We start from the raw sequence: 18,134 nt of genomic DNA, 5'->3' as shown, positions 1-18,134 counted from the left end.
TCTTTCCTTGTGATCAATCGCCCACGCGCTGCGCGCCGAGGGCCTTTTCGTAAGATTTGCGGGCGTCGTTCACCTGTGGGCGCACCGACACTTCCGGCACTGCCACATCCCACCAATGGCCGCCCGCATCGGTGGCGATGAGCGGATCGGTGTCGATGACGATGACGGTTGTCACATCCGCCTGCCGCGATGCCTTCAGGGCGGCCTCGAGCTCGGCGATGCTGCCGACCTTCATGGCATTCGCCCCGAGGCTTGCCGCATGGGCGGCAAAATCGATCGTCGGCAGCGCCACGTGTTTCGTGTGCTGCAGCAGATTGTTGAAGCTTTCCGAACCGGTCGCCCGCTGCAGGCGGTTGATGCAGCCATAACCGCGATTGTCCAGCAGCACGATGGTGAGCTTGAGACCGAGCATCACCGAGGTGGCAAGCTCGGAATTCATCATCAGGTAGGAGCCGTCGCCCACCATCACGATCACTTCGCGGTCCGGATCCGCCATCTTGACGCCGAGGCCGCCGGCGATCTCGTAGCCCATGCACGAATAGCCGTATTCCATGTGGTAGCCGAGCGCCGTCGACGCCTTCCAGTGCTTGTGCAATTCGCCCGGAAGCCCGCCCGCTGCGCACACCACCACGTCGCTCGGCGAGGCATTGCGCTGAACCGCGCCGACGACCTGCGCGTCGGAGGGCAATTCGGCATTGGTGGGATCGGTATAGCGCGCCGACTCAACAAACCACCGGGTCTTCTCGTCGCGCGCCCGGGTGGTCCACCCGTCGGGCGCTTTCCAGCCCTGCAAAGCGCGGCCGAGCTCCTCCATGCCGACCTTGGCGTCGGATACCAGCGGCATCGCATTATGCTTGGATGCGTCGAACGTCTGGACGTTCAGCCCGATGATGCGGCGGTTGGGATTCTTGAACAGCGCCCATGAGCCGGTGGTGAAATCCTGCAGGCGCGTGCCGACCGCCAGCACCACATCGGCGTCTTCGGCCAGCGCATTCGCCGCCGCGGCGCCGGTGACGCCGATGGCGCCCAGATTGGCCGGATGATCGTGCGACAGAGAGGATTTGCCCGCCTGCGTCTCGCCCACCGGAATGCCGTGCTTGGCTGCGAAATCCGCCAGCGTTCCGTCGGCGCCCGAAAACAAGACGCCGCCGCCCGCGACGATGAACGGCTTGGCGGCGCCCTTGAGCAACGCCGCCGCGTTCGCCAGTTCGTCGACATCCGGACGAATGCGGCGCTGCGTCCAGATCTTCTCCGCGAAGAAACTTTCCGGATAATCGTAGGCCTCGGCCTGCGTGTCCTGGCACAGGGCCAGCGTGACGGGGCCGCATTCGGCCGGATCGGTCAGCACATTCATGGCGCGCTGCAGCGCCGGCACGATCTGCTCGGGCCGCGCGATGCGGTCGAAATAGCGGGACACCGGCCGGAAGCAATCGTTGGCCGAGATCGTGCCGTCGGAGAAATCCTCGATCTGCTGCAAGACCGGGTCGGGCCGGCGATTGGCGAACACGTCGCCCGGCAGCAGCAGCACCGGCAGGCGGTTGACATGGGCCACCGCCGCCGCCGTCACCATGTTGGTGGCGCCGGGGCCGATGGATGTGGTGCAGGCCATCATGCGCCGCCGCCGCGAGGCCTTGGCGAAGGCGATGGCCGCGTGCGCCATGCCCTGTTCGTTATGGCCGCGGAAGGTCGGAAGCGCGTCTTGCATGCCGTGGAGGGCTTCGCCCATGCCGGCCACATTGCCGTGGCCGAAGATGGCCCAGACGCCGGCGAAGAGAGGCAGAATCTCGCCATCGATGTCGGTCTTCTGCGCCGCGAGAAACCGGACAATCGCTTGCGCCATGGTGAGGCGGATCGTGCTCATGCGTGCTCCAATCGTGTGGCGCCGCCGGCCTGTGGCGGGCGCAGCCTCTTGAGGGGTGCGGGCAAACTGTCGGCCATCCAGGCGGAGAGTTTGGGGCGGTTGCGATGCAGCGCAAGCCCGGCTCCGATGATGCCGAGGCCGATGAACGACAGGGCAAAGGGAAACAGGAGCGAATCCTCGAACACCTTGCTGGCGAGGTGCCCGAGATAGATCGACACGCCGACGGCGCCGAAGACCGCATAAGCACGCCGCATCAGGAAGACCGAGAGGAGAATCAGCCCCACATTGATGAGGCAGTACACGGCCTTGCCGAATTCGGTGGAACTCTCGGCGAAGGTCAGGCCGCCCCAGAAGGCCATGAGGCCGAACAGGTGCAGCCAAAAGCCGAAATCGCCGCGCTGGTTGCGCCGCAGATCGACGAACCACGCGAGCGCGATCATCAAAAGCCCGAACGCCATCGAGACGACACGCCGCGCCGTCCAGGTTTCCGACCAGGACATGTCGCGCCCGTGGGTGATCCAGGGCGTGAGATCCATCGACATGAACCACAACGCCAACGCCATCACGGCGACGATGAAGGGGAAAGGATAGAAGCGCAGGGCCACGACACACGCCGCGATGGTGGCGATCTCCATCGGCAGCCAGCTGCTTTTTACCCAGAGGTAGAAGCCCTGATAACGCCCAGGGCGCCCGGCAGCGTCCCACCACCCGAACGTATCTTGAAGACCGAAGACCGCGAGCGGAATCATGGCGATCGCCACCGTGATCATCAGCCCGCCGGGGGTCGGGAGGGAACGCCGATGCCAAAGATAATGACCGCCGGCGGTGAACAGGGCCGCATAGACCATGGCTGTCACGGTGAGCGCCGGTCCGCCCATCTGCTCGAACGCGAGCGTCGAGAAAAGGCCCATGGCCCCCATGATGATGAGCGCGCCCGCATACCAGAGAAGGTGCACGAGGTCGAAGCGCACGCGCTCGTAGGCGCGCGGGGCGACGGGGGCGGGGGCGGGCGCCGGATTCTGCGCCCGCATCACGACGAGCAGGGCCTCGACCTGTTCGTCGCGAAGGGCGATGGCACGGCCGGCGCTGCGCAGATCGGCATCGGTGAAGGACATGGGGCGATCCACGCTAGCGGCCCTTCGTGCCAGCGACGTTCTGCCAGGCTTCGACCAGATTGCGGAAGCGGCCCGCCATGTCGGCGATCGCCGCCTCGTCCGTCATGTCGCCTTTCAGCCACGACCGCGCCGCGTCGTTGAAGATCGTGCGGCCGACCGCGAAGCCCTTGACCAGCGTCTCGCTGACCGCGGCCGCGAAGGCCGCCTGCAATTCCGCCTCAGGAGCTTCGAGCCCCAAGAGCACGATGCCGCGGCAATAGGGGTCGTTCTTGCGGATCACGTCGCCGATGGCGCGCCATGCCGATGCGTCGGTCTGCGGCTCGAGCTTCCACCAATCCGGCTTGATGCCGAGATCGTAGAGACGCTGGACCACGATGGCCACCGTGTCGCGTTTGAGCGGACCGTTCTTGCCGGCGATGATCTCGACCAGCAATTCTCGCCCGACCTTTCGCGCCGCATCGTAAAGGCGCAGCAATTCGCGCTCCTGGCGCTCCTTCATCTCCGCCGGGTCGTCCGGATGGTAGAAGCAGAGGCACTTGATGGTGTGGCCGACCGGCCATTCGATGAGCTGCGCGCCGAGACTGCCGCCGCCCTCGAAATCGAGCGGCCGCGAGCCCGGCAATTCCACCGGTCGGCCGATCCAGAATGGGTGGTCGGCGGCGCGGAAGAGAGCCTCGCGTCCATAGGTGCCGTCGAGCAGCATCCCGAAGCCCGGCCGTCCATCCGCCACGCGGGCCGCGGCCTCCACGGCCAGCACCTTGAAGTCGCGGATGCGCTCGACCGCCGCGCCGACCTCCTTCGCCATCGCTTCGAGCTGCATCCGGTGATCGATGGCGAGCGCCATCAGGGTATCGGGCCCCGGCCTGCGGGTCGTCGCCCAATGGATGTGGTTGATGTCCTGGTCGAACCGGAGCGCCTTGTGGCGGCTGCCATGCCGGAGGAAATGCTGCAATTCAGGGAAAGTCGGAATTTCCGGCGAGCAGAGAAGGCGCGACACCGCGAAGGCGCCGCTCGCATTGGCATAGGCGCAGCACGTCTCCAGCGGCTCGTCCTTCAGCCAGCCGCGCAGGAACCCCGACAGGAACGCATCGCCGGCGCCGAGCACATTATAGACCTCGACGGGAAAGCCTGGACCCTTCACGCCCGAATCGAGCGAATCCGGGATGTCGCCGGGAAACACCACGCAGCCCATGGGGCCGCGCTTGCACACGATGGTGCCCTTCGATGCCGCGCGGACATTGCTGATGGCCTGAAGCGTGTCCTCCGAGCCGCCCGCGATATGCAGTTCTTCCTCGGTGCCGACGATGAGGTCGCAATCGGCGAGGATCGGCCGCAGGTGTTCGGTGACGGCGTCCGAGCGCACATRGCGCGAATCGCCCGCCGCATGGCCGAGCAGGCCCCACAGGTTGGGGCGGTAATCCACGTCGAACACCACCTTGCGGCCATTGGCCTTGGCGATGCGGATCGCCTTCTTCTGCGCCGCCGCGGTGTTGGGGCGGGAGAAATGCGTGCCGGTGACCACGACCGCTCCCGCCGAGGCCACGAAGCTTTCGTCGATGTCCTCCTCGCAGAGTGCCATGTCGGCGCAATTGTCGCGGTAGAAGATGAGCGGGAACGAATCCTCGTCGCGCACGCCGAGAATCACCAGCGCGGTCAGCCGCTCCGCATCCGTCACGATGCCTTGCGTGGCCACGCCCTCGCGCACCATCTGCTCGCGGATGAAACGTCCCATCTGCTCGTCGCCGACGCGGGTGATGAGGCCGGACCGCAGCCCGAGCCTCGCGGTGCCGATGGCGATATTGGCGGGGCATCCGCCGACCGCTTTGGAGAACGACGCCATGTGCTCGAGCCGACCGCCGACCTGCTGGCCGTAAAGATCGACCGACGAGCGGCCGATGGTGACGACATCCAGTGCAGGCTTCATGCTATCTCTCCCGGAACCGGCCTCGGGGGCCAGATTCGAGCCTTATCGTGGCGCTTGATGCTGTAGAATGTTTATTCTATTAGCATTTCGTACTGGAACATCAATTCTAAACTTGCCGCTGAGCCGGCGAAAGATATCGGGGAACACATGATCAGGATCGCCGTTCTGGGCGCCGGCCGCATCGGCCGCATTCATGGCCGCAACGCCGCCAACCATCCGGATGCCCGTCTCGTTGCCGTGGCGGACCCGCATGCGCCGGCCGCGCAGGAATTGGCGGCCGCCACCGGCGCCGCGGTCGCGTCCCTCGATGACATCGTCGAGCGCTCCGACGTCGACGCCATCCTGATCTGCACCCCGACCACCACCCATGCGGATCTGATCGAGCGCGGCGCACGCGCCGGCAAGGCGGTGTTCTGCGAAAAGCCCGTCGACCTGTCGAGCCCGCGCATCGAGGCCTGCCTCGGCGTCGTCGACAAAGCCGGCACGCCGCTGATGATCGGTTTCAACCGCCGCTTCGACCCGAATTTCGCCAGCCTGCGCCGCCGCCTGGCCGACGGCGAAGTAGGCGAGGTCGAGCTGGTGACGATCCTGTCGCGCGATCCCGGCCCGCCCCCGGTCAGCTACATCGCGACCTCCGGCGGCCTGTTCCGCGACATGATGATCCACGATCTCGACATGGCGCGGTTTCTTTTGCTCGGTGACGAACCGGTCGAGGTCCATGCGGTGGGCTCATCCCTGGTCGATCCGGAAATCGGCAAGGCGGGCGATGTGGATACGGCCGCCGTTCTGTTGAAAACCGCCAAGGGCCGCATCGTCCAGATCTCGAATTCCCGCCGCGCGACCTACGGCTACGACCAGCGCGTCGAAGTTCACGGCTCGAAGGGCATGATCCGCGCGGGCAACATCCACCGCACGACCGTCGAAGTGGCGAATGCCGCCGGAATCACCGCCGATCCGGTTCAGGATTTCTTCCTTGAGCGCTATGCGGATGCCTATCGCGCGGAACTCGGCGCATTCCTAGACGCGGTCAAGGCCGGCAAGCCTTGCGAGCCCACGGGCCGTGACGGGCTGATGGCGCAGCGTCTCGCCGATGCTGCGACCGAATCGGCGCAGAGCGGCAAGCCTGTGCGGGTCTGATCGTTGACGCCGCGCGGCGTCACTGCGCCGCGCGCTTCTCCGCCGTGCCGACCGCCAGCGCCATGGCAAGGGCAAACGATGCCGACAGGGAGCGGAAGGCGCCGAAATCGGATTCGGCGACTTCGAGCCACACATCGGCGCTCGCCACCAGCGGCGAGAAGGTCGAATCGGTGATCGCCACCACCGGGATGCCGCGTCGCGCGGCGGCTGCCGCGAGTTCCGCCGTCACCGGGGCGTAGGGCGTGAAGCTGATCGCCAGCACCGCATCGCGCTTGGTCGCGGTGCCGAGCTGCTCCGGGCCCAGTTGGGCGATGTGGTCGATCAGCATGGCGCGCACGCCGAGCTTGCCGAACGCATAGGCGCAATAGGCCGAAATAGGGAAAACCCGGCGGGCGGCGAGCAAGTAGATCGTATCGGCGTTGGCGAGCGTCTCGATGGCTCGCGACAGTTCCTCGGGCCGCACCGAATCCCGCATCCGCTCCAGCGACACGCTGGCGGCCTCGGTGAATCCTTCCAGCAGCGACACCGCGTGAACGTGGTGCCCTTCGGCCTCGCGCAGCCCGCGAAGGCGCTCGCGATAATCGGGAAAACGCTCGCGCAGGCGATCGCGGAAGAGCTGTTGCAGATGCGAGAAGCCGTCATAGCCGAGGCTCTTGGCGAAGCGCACCAGGGTCGAGGGCTGCACGCCCGCATGCTCGGCGATGCCCGCCACCGTGCCGAACGCCATCTCCTCGGGATGCGCGAGGGCGAAGGCTGCGAGCTGCTTCAGCCGTTTCGGCATGGCCTCGCGCCGGCTCAGCAGCAAATTCCGAAAGCCTTCGTAATCGTCCGGGATGGCATCAACCGCCATTTCCGAGCCGTCCCCCATGGTGCCGGTCTCCCATTCGCCCTATTTTCAGCCAGAAGCACGGACCTTGACACCGATCGCCCAAAAATGGAATAAAAATTCCAAAGAGAGACGTAAAAGGCTGGGTCATTCTGTTTTGCTCGGCCGCAGAGGAACGCCACTTCGCCGGGGCCAACGCGTCCCGGCCATCCTCTGCCACCTCAACGACGCGGCGCTTTGAATGCCGCGCAGTTCGCCGGAACCGGAAACCTCCGGACGGCGACGACACGCCAGACCCATCTCGGGAGGAAAAACCATGAAGTCACTCGTCAGAGGCCTGATCGCCGCCGCAGCGGTGTCGGTGCCCTTCGCTCTCGCATCCGCCGTGCCGGCCTCGGCCCAGCAGGGCGGCCGCATCATCGTCGTCAGCCACGGACAGGCCAACGACCCGTTCTGGTCCGTGGTCAAGAACGGCGTCACCGCTGCCGGCCAGGACATGAAGGTGCAGGTGGATTACCGCGCGCCCGAAACCTTCGACATGGTCGCCATGAGCCAGCTCATCGACGCCGCCGTCAACCAGAAGCCCGCCGGGCTCATCGTTTCGATCCCCGATTCCTCGGCGCTCGGCCCGGCGATCCAGAAGGCGGTCGCGGCCGGTATTCCGGTGATCTCGATGAATTCCGGCTCCGATGTCTCGAAGAAGCTCGGCGCATTGCTCCATGTGGGCCAGGACGAGATCGATGCGGGCCGCATCGCCGGCGCGAAGCTCAAGGAAATGGGCGGCAAGGTCGGCATCTGCGTCAACCAGGAGGTCGGCAACGTCTCGCTCGACCTGCGCTGCAAGGGCTTTGCCGAAGGCTTCGGCGGCAAGGTGACGGTGCTGCCGGTCTCGAACGATCCGACCGACATCCGCGCCAAGGTCAAGGCGGCGCTCACCTCCGACACCGCCATCGACACGATCCTGGCGCTCGGCGCGGGAACCGCCGGCGAACCCTCGGTCGCGGCTGTCAAGGATGCGGGCAAGTCCGGCGTGCGCGTGGCCTCGTTCGACCTCTCGGCCAATTTCCTGAAATCGGTCGCGGCGGGCGAAGCGGCTTTCGCCATCGACCAGCAGCAATACCTGCAGGGCTATCTGCCGGTCGTGTTCCTGGCGCTGAACGCCAAATACGGTCTCGTTCCCGGCGGCAACGTTCCCTCGGGCCCGAACCYGATCACCAAGGAGAAAGCCGCGCAGGTCGTGGACCTGTCGGCCAAGGGCATCCGCTAACACCGGCGCATGACGGCAGCCCGCGGGTCGTCCGCGGGCTGCGTTTTCCCGAACGCGATGGAGGCGGGCATGGCGCATCTCGAACAGCCGGTGGACGCGCCCGAAGCCGCGATGGCAACGGCGCCGGATGAGCGGCTGAAAAAAGTTTCTCTGGCCACCCGCCTGATGCGACGGCCGGAGCTCGGCGCCGCGGCGGGTCTGATCCTCGTCACGCTCTTCTTCCTGTCCACCGCCGACCCGTCGATGTTCACCCTCGCGGGGATCATGAACATTCTCACCCCGTCTTCGCAGCTCGGCATTCTGGCAATCGCCGCGGCGCTGCTGATGATCGGCGGCGAATTCGATCTGTCGATCGGCTCCATGGTGGCCTTCTCGGGCTTGATTTTCGGCGCCTTTCTGCTGCTAGCCGGCCTCCCGCTCCTTCCCGCGATCCTCGCCACCTTCGTGGCGGCGGCTTTGCTTGGCGGGATCAACGGGCAGATCGTCATCCGCACGCGGCTGCCCTCCTTCATCGTCACCTTGGCGTTCCTGTTCATCCTGCGCGGCCTTTCGCTGGTGGGCCTGAAATGGGCGACCGGCGGCTCGACGCAGATGCGCGGCATCGGCGAACAGGCGGGCGAGGGCATCGTGCGCGAGATGTTCTCCGGAACCGCCCTCGAGGGACTTTTCGCGTGGCTTGCCGCCCACGACATCATCGGCAAATTTCCCAACGGAACGCCAACGGTGACGGGGGTTCCCGTCTCCATCGTGTGGTTCGTGCTGTTCACCGCCGTCGCCACCTGGGTGCTGTTGCGCACCAAGGCCGGCAACTGGATCTTCGCGGCAGGCGGCGACGCCAATTCGGCGCGCAATTCCGGTGTGCCGGTCGACCGGGTGAAGACCAGCCTGTTCATGCTGACCGCCTGCGCGGCGACGCTGGTGGCGGTGCTGACCGTCCTCGATGCCGGCTCGACCGATGCGCGGCGCGGCTTCCAGAAGGAATTCGAGGCCATCATCGCGGCGGTGATCGGCGGCTGCCTGCTCACCGGCGGCTACGGCTCGGCCATCGGCGCCTTCTTCGGCGCCATCATCTTCGGCATGGTGTCGATCGGCCTCACCTACACGCGGTTCGATTCCGACTGGTTCCAGGTGTTCCTGGGCGCGATGCTGCTGCTCGCCGTCCTGTTCAACAACTTCATCCGCAAGAAAGTGACGGGAGAGCGCTGATGGCCACGACCGACACGCTGATCGACGTTCGCAATCTGGTGAAGCATTTCGGCTCCGTCATCGCCCTGTCGGGCATCTCGATGACGGTGCGGCGCGGCGAGGTGATGTGCCTGCTGGGCGATAACGGCGCCGGAAAATCGACACTCATCAAAACCCTGTCGGGCGTGCACAAGCCCAGCGACGGGGAGTTTCTGGTCGAGGGCGAGCACGTCAACTTCACGTCTCCGCGCGACGCCCTCGATGCGGGCATCGCCACCGTCTACCAGGACCTGGCGATGATCCCGCTGATGTCCGTGACCCGCAACTTCTTCATGGGACGCGAACCCACCAAGGGAATCTGGCCGTTTCGCTACGTCGATTTCGATCATTGCGACGGGGTGACCCGCGAAGAGATGAAGCGGATCGGCATCGACGTGCGCGACCCGCACCAGGCGGTCGGCACCCTGTCGGGCGGCGAGCGGCAATGCGTGGCGATCGCGCGCGCGGTCTATTTCGGCGCCAAGGTGCTGATCCTCGACGAACCGACCTCGGCCCTCGGAGTCGCGCAGACCTCCATGGTGCTGAAATATATTCATCAGGTCCGCCAGAAGGGCCTCGGCGTCATCTTCATCACCCACAACGTGCGCCATGCCTATGCGGTCGGCGACCGCTTCACGGTTCTCAACCGCGGCAAGACGCTCGGCACCTACGACAAGTCCGGCATCCAGATCGACGATCTGCAGAACCTGATGGCGGGCGGCAAGGAACTGCAATCGCTCTCGGCCGAACTCGGCGGCATGGTCTGAGGCAACCCAAATGGCGCCCCTCCGCATCGGCCTGATCGGCACCGGCTATATGGGCAAATGCCATGCGCTGGCGTGGAACGCCGTGGCGTCGGTGTTCGGCGATGTGGAGCGGCCGCATCTGGCCGTGCTCGCCGAGACCTCGCAGGCGCTTGCAGACGAGAAGGCGCGGGAGCTCGGTTTCGAACGCGCCACCGGCGATTGGTTGTCGGTGGTGAACGACCCTGCGGTGGATGTGGTGTCGATCACCACCCCCAACGCGTTCCACCCCGACATGGCGATCGCGGCTTTGGATGCGGGCAAGCATGTGTGGTGCGAAAAGCCCATGGCGACGACGCTTGCCGATGCCGAGCGGATGCTGCACGCCGCCCGTGCCGCCCGCAAGGTCGCGGCGCTCGGCTACAATTACATCCAGAACCCGATGATCCGCCTGATCCGCAAGCTGATCGACGACGGACGGATCGGCGACGTGAACCATGTGCGCGTCGAGATGGACGAGGATTTCATGGCCGATCCGGAGGCGCTCTTCTATTGGAAGAGCGAAGCCTCCTCGGGCCACGGGGCGCTCGACGATTTCGGCGTTCACCCCTTGAGCCTGATCTGGGTCCTGCTTGGTGGCGTCAGCCGGGTTTGCGCCCACATGTCGCGCCCCTACGCGGATCGCCCGCTGGCGGGCGGCGGGCGACGCCGGGTTGAGACTCACGACATTGCCACCGCGCTGATCGAGCTGGAGAGCGGCGCATCGGGCGTCATCGCGCTCAATCGCTCCGCCTGGGGCCGCAAAGGGCGCCTGTTCGTGCAGGTATTCGGCGCGAAGGGCATGATCGTGTTCGATCAGGAGCGCATGAACGAGGTGCAGCTCTACACCGCCGAGAGCGGCGAGACGCAAGGGTTCCGCACCATCCTGGCATCGCCCCAGCATCCGCCCTACGACCGGTTCATTCCGGCGCCCGGCCACGGCCTCGGGTTCAACGATCTCAAGGTCATCGAATGCCGCGAATTGATCGGACGGATCCGCGGTGAATCGGCGCTCCTGATCGATTTCGAGGACGGCATCCGCATCGAGCGCATTGTCGACGCCATGGCGCGCAGCGCCCATGAGGGCCGGTGGATCGAGGTGGAGTAGGAACGTCAACTCATAAGTACGGTGAGCGGCTGACGAAAGTCTGCATTGGGGGCGGAAGTCCGATACTCAATGAGGAATTGTCCCCTCGACGTCCTAAAGTTCCCGGTGACATTTCTTACCCCGCGCGGTTCCTGTCGGTCGCGTTCAGGGCTTTGACGGTGACAGCGGCAACGAGGCCAGTCAGCACAATCCCCGCAAAACCGATCACCGATGCCAATACCCGCGCGGAGACATGCTTGGGCGTAAAGTCGCCATAGCCGATGGTAAGTCCTGTTACGAAGGTGAAATAGAGGGCTTCGTCAATCCGCCAATTTTCTATGCGCCAAATTGCAAGCCCGGATCCAACCATTGCCAAGAGTATCCCTGACAGGATTGGCCAGACCACACGAAGCTGCTGAACGAGCGCGATGAAGAACAGGCGCCTCATTTGCTTCGAGTGCAGCTTGCTGCCTGTCTCTTCTGGCACGACTTACGACCTTTCTGCGTTTCAGCGACTGGAGAGCCGTGGAGGTGAGGTCGGAAAATTTCCGGTCTTCGTCCGGCCGCCGACAGACGCTAATGCGTCCCTGCCATCCTTGGGCGATGGCCCTTGCTCCAGGACGCGGGACTCTATCGCAGGTCGACCTCACCGCGCTGCCGGGGGCAAGACATACAGCGTCATGGCGAAGATCATATAAACCATCAACACCAATACGCCGACGAACCATGCCGACCGCCCGCTGTTGGTGACGAACATCGCGGTGAGGGTCGCAAGGAGCACCATCACCACGGCACCCGGCCAGAACTGCAAGTCCATCGGTGACGGGCCGACGACGTAGCTCAGCAGGACCAGGACGGGAGCAACGAACAATGCGATCTGGGAGGCGCTCCCCAGTGCGATGCTCACGCTCAGGTCGAGCCGATTTTTCCGTGCGCCGGAAAACGCCGAGGCCATTTCGGCGGCGCCGCCAACCAGTGCGACGACGATAAAACCCACAAAGGCGGGGGTCATTCCGAAAGCTTCGGCTGCCTTTTGCACCGACTCGACGAAGATCTCGCTCACCAGCGCCACGAGTATGGTGACACCGACCAATGTGGCCAGGGCCAGACCGATCGGCCAGGGTACTTCACCTGCTTGGGCATGCTCCGCTCCGGAGAAAACCTCACGGTGCGTCCGGAGGGTGAACAACAGCCCTAGTCCGTATCCGACGATGAGGAGAACCGCCAGGCAAAGGCTGAGCTTTTGCGTGACTGCTGCGGCTGATGACGAGTCCACTTCAGCAACCGCCGAAGGCATCAGCAGGGCGATCGTGGCCAGAAAAAGCAGGCCCGATTGTATGCGCGCGCTTGATCGGTTGAACTCCTGTATGTGGTGTTTTAGGCCGCCAAGCAGAAATGAGGCCCCCAGCATGAAAAGCGTGTTGGTGACTATTGCGCCGGCGATGGATGCCTTCACCAATGTGTATTCTCCGGCGCGCAGGGCGGCCAACGCAATGACCAGTTCGGTAAGATTTCCCAAGGTGGCATTAAGCAGCCCGCCGGCGGCGTCACCCGTCTTGGCGGCAACGGCCTCGGTAGCATGACTTAACAATACGGCCAGCGGCACGATGGCAAGCACCGAAAGCACAAAGAGCGCCGTGTAGGCTTTGGGGGCGAGTTTCGCGGCGGCGAATACCAGTGGCACAGCGACCAGCAGCCATAGCATGGGGCTGTGGCGAATCTCTTTCAGAAGGGGGCTCAATTGTTCATTCCTGATCGACCACCGGACGGAAGATTCTTCGCCCGACAATGTAATGGTTGCGGGAACCGTTGATTTCTTTTAGCGACCGATATCAATGATCCGCACCTCACAGCGCGTAGCCGAAAAGTACGCGGGAGCCGGATTGACGCCACCGATGGTACCAGCGTTCGCGACGATCGCAAACTGCATCGCGCGCCGCCGTCAGACTCGCGCCTATCCGTGTGTGGCTGCGCGTTTTTTAGCCCACGCCCGAGCCCCCGTCATTCCGGGGTGGCTAAGCGTAGCCCGGAAGCCCTATCCGCCGACACTTCCGAACCAAGCGAGGCGCGGTCAGGCGTTGAGCTACCGGCGAGCGCTCTCGCCAGACCAATTACGCCGCATGCTCGCGAATGACCGGGATGAACGCGTCCGCGTAGCGATCGAGCTTCGCCTGACCGACGCCGTGGATTTCGCCGAACGCACCGATGGAGGTAGGTTTTTTCACCGCCATGTCGATGAGCGAACGGTCGGAGAAGATCACATAGGCGGGCACCGCCTCCTCCTTGGCCAGACGAGTGCGGAGCACCTTCAGCGCGACCAGCAGCGGATCGTCGTTGGGAATGACGGACTCGGCCACCATCGCGCCGCGCCTTCCCTTCCGCTCGCGCGGTTTCATCAGCACGTCGGCGCGCAACTCCACCCGCTCCCGGCCCTTCAACACGGCGACGCCGCGCTCGGTGATGGTCCAGCGACCGTATTCGGACAATTCGAGGGCGATCAGGCCAAGCGCGTAGATCTGGCGCAGAAGCGAGCGCCACTCGGTCTTGGAGCGGTCCTTGCCGATGCCGAAGGTCTTGAGGCCCTGATGCCCGAGGCGGAGGATGGCGTCGGTCTCGTCTCCCATCAGGATGCTGATGATGTGCTCGGTGCCGAAGCGCTCGCCCGTGCGCACGATGGCCGACAGCAATTTCTGCGCCTCGATGGTGCCGTCGAACGACACCACGCCGTCGATGCAGAGATCGCAATTGCCGCACGGCGCCGTCGTCTCGCCGAAATAGGCGAGCAGCGTCTGGCGGCGGCAGCGGGGCGCTTCGCATAACGCCACCAGCGCGTTGAGCCGCTGGCGTTCCACGCGCTTCTGTTCCTCCGACGCATCGCCGTCCTCGATCTGCGAGCGGCGCAACCGCATGTCGTCGAGGCCGTAGAGCGTCAACGTGTCGGCCGGCTCGCCGTCGCGCCCGGCGCGGCCGATCTCCTGATAATAGGCCTCGATGGATTTCGGCAGGGCCGCGTGAGCCACGAAGCGCACGTCCGGCTTGTCGATGCCCATGCCGAACGCCACCGTCGCCACCATCACGACGCCATCCTCCTGCAGGAAGATGTCCTGGTTCTTGGCGCGATCCACTTGGGCCATCCCGGCATGGTACGGCATGGCCCGATAGCCGGCCTGACAGAGCGAATCCGCCAGCTTTTCGGTGGCGTTGCGCGACGCGCAATAGACGATGCCGCTCTCGTGCCGGTGCTTGTCGAGAAATGCGAAGAGCTGGCGCTTGGTCTGGTCCTTGGATTGCATGGCGAGGCGCAGGTTCGGGCGGTCGAAGCCGTGGATGAAGATGCGCGGCTCGGAATCGAACAGCCGGTGCATGATGTCCTGCCGCGTCGCCACGTCGGCGGTGGCGGTGAGCGCGATGGTCTGGACGCCGCCGAGCCTGCGCCGGACCTCGCCGAGAAGCGCGTATTCGGGCCTGAAATCGTGCCCCCATTGCGAAACGCAATGGGCCTCGTCGATGGCAAGCAGGCTCACGCCCGACCGGGCCAGCCATTCGGTGGCGTTGGAATTCGCCAGCCTTTCGGGCGACGCATAGAGCAGGCGCATGCGGCCGTCCCGCACCGCATCGGCAACCCGGCGGTTTTCCTCCGGGTCGTTGGCGGAATTCAGGCTTCCGGCTTCGACGCCGAAATGACGCAAGGCCGCCACCTGGTCGCGCATGAGCGCGATCAGCGGGGAAACTACGAGGGTCAGGCCTTCTCGCACCAGGGTGGGGAGCTGAAAACAGAGGGACTTGCCAGACCCGGTCGGCATCACCGCGAGCACGTCCTCGCCGGCGAGGACGGAGCGCACGATATCCTCCTGACCGTCGCGGAAGGTCGAGAAGCCGAAGACATCGTGGAGGATTTTGAGCGGGTCGGTCACGGTTCCGGTGTGGGCGAGGGGCCGGATTCGGTCAATGCGGCATTGGGAATCCGCAGGAACGCCAGAACGCCCTTGGCGGCAGCGACCCCGGTCGAGAGGCTCGCCTGCAACAGATAGCCGCCGGTCGGGGCTTCCCAATCCAGCATCTCGCCGGCCACGAACACGCCGGGCGCCTTCGACAGCATCAGGTGCTCGTCGACCTCCGAGAACGGCACGCCGCCGGCGGTTGAGATCGCCCGATCGAGGGGCTTGAGGCCGGTCAACCGCAAGGGTGCCGCCTTGATGAGGCCCGCGAGGGCGTCGGGATCGGTCGGCAGGTTCGTCTCCCCTTCCCGCAGCAGCGCGATGGCGACCGGCGACAGGCCGGCCGCCTTGCGGAGAAACGTCGAGGTGGATTGCCCGTTGCGGGGCACCGCCAGCCGGTTGATGAGGGATTGGAGGGTGATATCGGGGCGAAGATCGACGCTGAGGGTGGCCTCTCCATCCCGCTCGATGGCATCGCGCAAGGGCGCCGACAGCGCATAGACGGCGCCGCCTTCGAGCCCATCCTCAGTGACCACCGCCTCGCCCCGCACCGTGATGCCCTCGAAGGTCAGCGCGATGCGCTTGAGCGGCTGCCCCTCGAACCGGCTGCGCAGCAGGTCCGACCACGCAACCTTGACGCCCATATTGGACGGCCGCAGGCGGGAAACGGACACGCCGCGCGCTTCGAGGTGCGGCACCCACGCTCCATCGGAGCCCAGACGCGGCCAGCTCGCGCCGCCGAGCGCGAGGACGACGGCATCGGCGCGATCCGTCACGCTCCCCGAGGGGCCTTCGAAAACGAGGTCGCCGGCCGCGTTCCAGCCCTGCCAGCGGTGCTGCAGGGCAAACACCACCCCGAGCGATTCGAGCCGGCGCAGCCATGCCCGCAGGAGCGGCGAGGCTTTGAAGGCCTTTGGAAAAACCCGGCCGCTGGAGCCCACGAAGGTCTCCTCGCCGAGGCTCTCGCTCCATCGGCGCAGCGCATCGGGGGGAAACGCCTCGAGGGCCGGGCGCAGATGCGGAACCGCCGCGCCGAACCGCTCGACGAATTGTGCCAAATCCTCGCTATGGGTCAGATTGAGCCCGCCTCGCCCGGCCATGAGCATCTTGCGGCCGAAGGTGGGCATCCGGTCGTAGAGCGAGACCGCGAGGCCCGCCTCTGCCAGTCGTTCGGCCGCCATCAGACCGGCGGGGCCGCCGCCGATGACGGCGACACGATAGGGGGAAAGGGTCATGGGCATGCGATGAGCTGACGCGGGAGGCGTTATGGACCCGACGCGCACGGCATGTCATGCAGCGGCCTCGGATCGGCGGCCCGTCCACATGACCGCCATTCGGTTTTTTATCAAGCGAAATGCCGTCCTGGCGGTATTCGGGCGCGGTTCGGCCCTCGCCATCGACAACCCCGCCCCAGAGGATTCCCATGAAAGTTTTCTCCGTCGCCCTGATGATGGCCGTCTTGCTCGCCGGCTGCGCGAGCCAGCCGCTCGCCAATCGCCATGAGGTCACCGGAAGCACCACCGGCGACGCCGCTCAGGCCGCATCGCTGATTTCCGCCTACCGCACGTCCCGGGGGTTGAGCCCGGTCTCCGTCGATTCGCGCCTCAACGATGCCGCCGAGCATCAGGCTCGCGTTGTCGCATCCGCGGGCCAGCTCAGCCATGGCAGCTTCGGCAATCGGATGGGCGATTTCGGCATCATGGGCTACGCGGCCGAGAACCTGTCGGCCGGATCGCCCACCGTCGACGGCGCCATCTCGCGCTGGAAGGCTTCGCCCGGCCATAACGGCAATCTCTTGATGCCGGAGGCCCGCCGGATCGGGCTGGCGCGCGCGGATGCCAAAGGCGGCTACGGCCGTTACTGGGCCCTCGTGCTAGGGCAGTAAATTCCCCGCGGCACTAACTTGACCATGAGGCGTTCAAGCATGACGCCGATCGAGGTGACGCGGTTTCGCGGCGCGTCACGCTTTTGGTGTTCGTCGCGATCCCCTCCTGTAGGATGGTGGTCGGCAGCCCTGGTTCTCGAGTGCGGTCCCCATGACATACCCCCAGATGCTCGCCTTTGCCGTGGTCGCCGGGATGATGGGGCTCTTCGTCTGGGGGCGGCTGCGCTACGATCTGGTGGCGGCGCTCGCCTTGCTGACGGCGGTACTCGTCGGCATCGTGCCGGCCGACAAGGCCTTCACGGGATTCAGCGACGACATCGTCATCATCGTGGCGAGCGCGCTTCTGGTCAGCGCCGCGGTGGCGAAATCCGCCGTGCTGGAGGCCGGACTTAATCGAATCGCGCCTTATCTGCGCACCACCCAGCTCCAGATCATCGTGCTGGTCGGCGTCGTCACCGTGCTGTCGGCCTTCGTGAAGAATATCGGGGCGCTGGCGATGATGATCCCGGTGGCGTTTCAGATCGCGCGCCGCACCAACACGCCTCCGTCGCGTTTTCTCATGCCGATGGCGTTCGGGTCGCTGCTCGGCGGCATCGTCACGCTCATCGGAACGTCCCCCAACATCATCGTGTCGCGCGTTCGCGCCGAGACGATGGGCGAACCTTTCCAGATGTTCGATTTCGCCCCGGTGGGAATCGGCATCGCCGTGGTGGGGGTGATTTTTCTGGCCTTCGGCTACCGGCTCCTGCCGAAGGACCGCAAGGGCGCGGCAAATCTCGACGAGGCGCTGAATATCAAAGATTATGTGACGGAAGCGCGCGTCCCGAAAGATTCGGAGATCGCCGGCAAGACCGTGGCGGACATGCTGCGCATGGGGAACGGCGATGTCAGGATCGCGGCGATCATCCGCGACGAGACCCGCTCGTCGAGCCCGTTCCCGGATGCGCCGATCCGGGAAAACGACCTCCTTCTGCTCGAGGGCGAGCCGGATGCGCTCGAGAGCATCGTGGCGCGCTCCGGCCTGAAGCTCAGCGGCGAGCATCGCCGGCCGGACACGGAGCAGACCGACGAAGTGGGCGTGATCGAAG

General features: G+C 65.3%; 15 protein-coding genes. 7 read left to right on the top strand and 8 right to left on the bottom strand.

Annotation, left to right across the window (positions count from 1 at the left end):
* Window positions 1-13: 13 nt before the first annotated feature.
* From iolD to AC1DVM_RS09145, 3 genes are read right to left on the bottom strand one after another with little or no spacing between them, the layout of a single operon-like run.
* Window positions 14-1,861 carry a 3D-(3,5/4)-trihydroxycyclohexane-1,2-dione acylhydrolase (decyclizing) gene (gene iolD, locus AC1DVM_RS09155; RefSeq protein WP_477253874.1) on the bottom strand — a complete coding sequence of 616 codons (1,848 nt, stop codon included), beginning with the start codon at window positions 1,859-1,861 and terminating at the stop codon, window positions 14-16.
* On the bottom strand, window positions 1,858-2,976 hold the full coding sequence (locus AC1DVM_RS09150; protein ID WP_477253872.1) for a hypothetical protein: 1,119 nt from the start codon (window positions 2,974-2,976) through the stop codon (window positions 1,858-1,860). The genes iolD and AC1DVM_RS09150 overlap by 4 nt, the downstream gene beginning before the upstream one ends.
* 13 nt (window positions 2,977-2,989) lie before the next feature.
* Entirely contained in the window at window positions 2,990-4,900 is a 1,911-nt protein-coding gene (locus AC1DVM_RS09145) for a bifunctional 5-dehydro-2-deoxygluconokinase/5-dehydro-2-deoxyphosphogluconate aldolase (protein WP_477253871.1), read from the bottom strand.
* A gap of 147 nt (window positions 4,901-5,047) precedes the next feature.
* Between AC1DVM_RS09145 and iolG the strand changes: the two genes are divergently transcribed.
* Window positions 5,048-6,037: an inositol 2-dehydrogenase gene (iolG, locus tag AC1DVM_RS09140; protein WP_477253869.1), complete on the top strand. Its 990-nt coding sequence runs from the start codon at window positions 5,048-5,050 to the stop codon at window positions 6,035-6,037.
* A gap of 19 nt (window positions 6,038-6,056) precedes the next feature.
* Here the strand turns inward: iolG and AC1DVM_RS09135 are convergent, their stop codons facing one another.
* On the bottom strand, window positions 6,057-6,905 hold the full coding sequence (locus AC1DVM_RS09135) for a MurR/RpiR family transcriptional regulator (protein WP_477253867.1): 849 nt from the start codon (window positions 6,903-6,905) through the stop codon (window positions 6,057-6,059).
* Window positions 6,906-7,179: 274 nt separating this feature from the next.
* Between AC1DVM_RS09135 and AC1DVM_RS09130 the strand changes: the two genes are divergently transcribed.
* The 4 genes from AC1DVM_RS09130 to AC1DVM_RS09115 all read left to right on the top strand — a co-directional run bounded on the left by AC1DVM_RS09130 (window position 7,180) and on the right by AC1DVM_RS09115 (window position 11,244).
* Entirely contained in the window at window positions 7,180-8,130 is a 951-nt protein-coding gene (locus AC1DVM_RS09130) for a sugar ABC transporter substrate-binding protein (protein ID WP_477253866.1), read from the top strand.
* A gap of 69 nt (window positions 8,131-8,199) precedes the next feature.
* Window positions 8,200-9,336: an ABC transporter permease gene (locus tag AC1DVM_RS09125; protein ID WP_477253865.1), complete on the top strand. Its 1,137-nt coding sequence runs from the start codon at window positions 8,200-8,202 to the stop codon at window positions 9,334-9,336.
* Complete coding sequence (locus AC1DVM_RS09120) at window positions 9,336-10,121, top strand: ATP-binding cassette domain-containing protein (protein ID WP_477253863.1); 786 nt, start codon at window positions 9,336-9,338, stop codon at window positions 10,119-10,121. Before AC1DVM_RS09125 ends, AC1DVM_RS09120 begins: the two co-directional genes overlap by 1 nt.
* A 10-nt stretch (window positions 10,122-10,131) precedes the next feature.
* Window positions 10,132-11,244 carry a Gfo/Idh/MocA family protein gene (locus AC1DVM_RS09115; RefSeq protein ID WP_477253861.1) on the top strand — a complete coding sequence of 371 codons (1,113 nt, stop codon included), beginning with the start codon at window positions 10,132-10,134 and terminating at the stop codon, window positions 11,242-11,244.
* A gap of 115 nt (window positions 11,245-11,359) precedes the next feature.
* Here AC1DVM_RS09115 and AC1DVM_RS09110 read toward each other — a convergent pair whose 3' ends face one another.
* From AC1DVM_RS09110 to AC1DVM_RS09095, 4 genes are all read right to left on the bottom strand, one after another.
* Window positions 11,360-11,671, bottom strand: a complete 312-nt coding sequence (locus AC1DVM_RS09110; protein ID WP_477253915.1) for a potassium channel family protein — start codon at window positions 11,669-11,671, stop codon at window positions 11,360-11,362.
* Window positions 11,672-11,869: 198 nt separating this feature from the next.
* Entirely contained in the window at window positions 11,870-12,964 is a 1,095-nt protein-coding gene (gene cax, locus AC1DVM_RS09105) for a calcium/proton exchanger (RefSeq protein ID WP_477253860.1), read from the bottom strand.
* A gap of 370 nt (window positions 12,965-13,334) precedes the next feature.
* Complete coding sequence (recQ, locus tag AC1DVM_RS09100; protein ID WP_477253858.1) at window positions 13,335-15,137, bottom strand: DNA helicase RecQ; 1,803 nt, start codon at window positions 15,135-15,137, stop codon at window positions 13,335-13,337.
* A complete protein-coding gene (locus tag AC1DVM_RS09095; RefSeq protein WP_477253913.1) occupies window positions 15,134-16,396 on the bottom strand; it encodes a TIGR03862 family flavoprotein in 1,263 nt (420 codons plus the stop codon). The genes recQ and AC1DVM_RS09095 overlap by 4 nt, the downstream gene beginning before the upstream one ends.
* Before the next feature lie 188 nt (window positions 16,397-16,584).
* On the opposite strand from AC1DVM_RS09095, the gene AC1DVM_RS09090 reads away from it, so the two are divergent.
* Window positions 16,585-17,046, top strand: a complete 462-nt coding sequence (locus tag AC1DVM_RS09090) for a CAP domain-containing protein (RefSeq protein ID WP_477253857.1) — start codon at window positions 16,585-16,587, stop codon at window positions 17,044-17,046.
* A 151-nt stretch (window positions 17,047-17,197) separates the two neighbouring features.
* The coding region (locus AC1DVM_RS09085) for an SLC13 family permease (protein ID WP_477253856.1) at window positions 17,198-18,134 on the top strand (937 nt) is incomplete at its 3' end.

It is taken from the genome of Microvirga sp. P4_A5, assembly GCF_056402495.1.
Note: the sequence above shows the minus strand (reverse complement) of the source record. Positions and strands in the feature narration are given on the sequence as shown.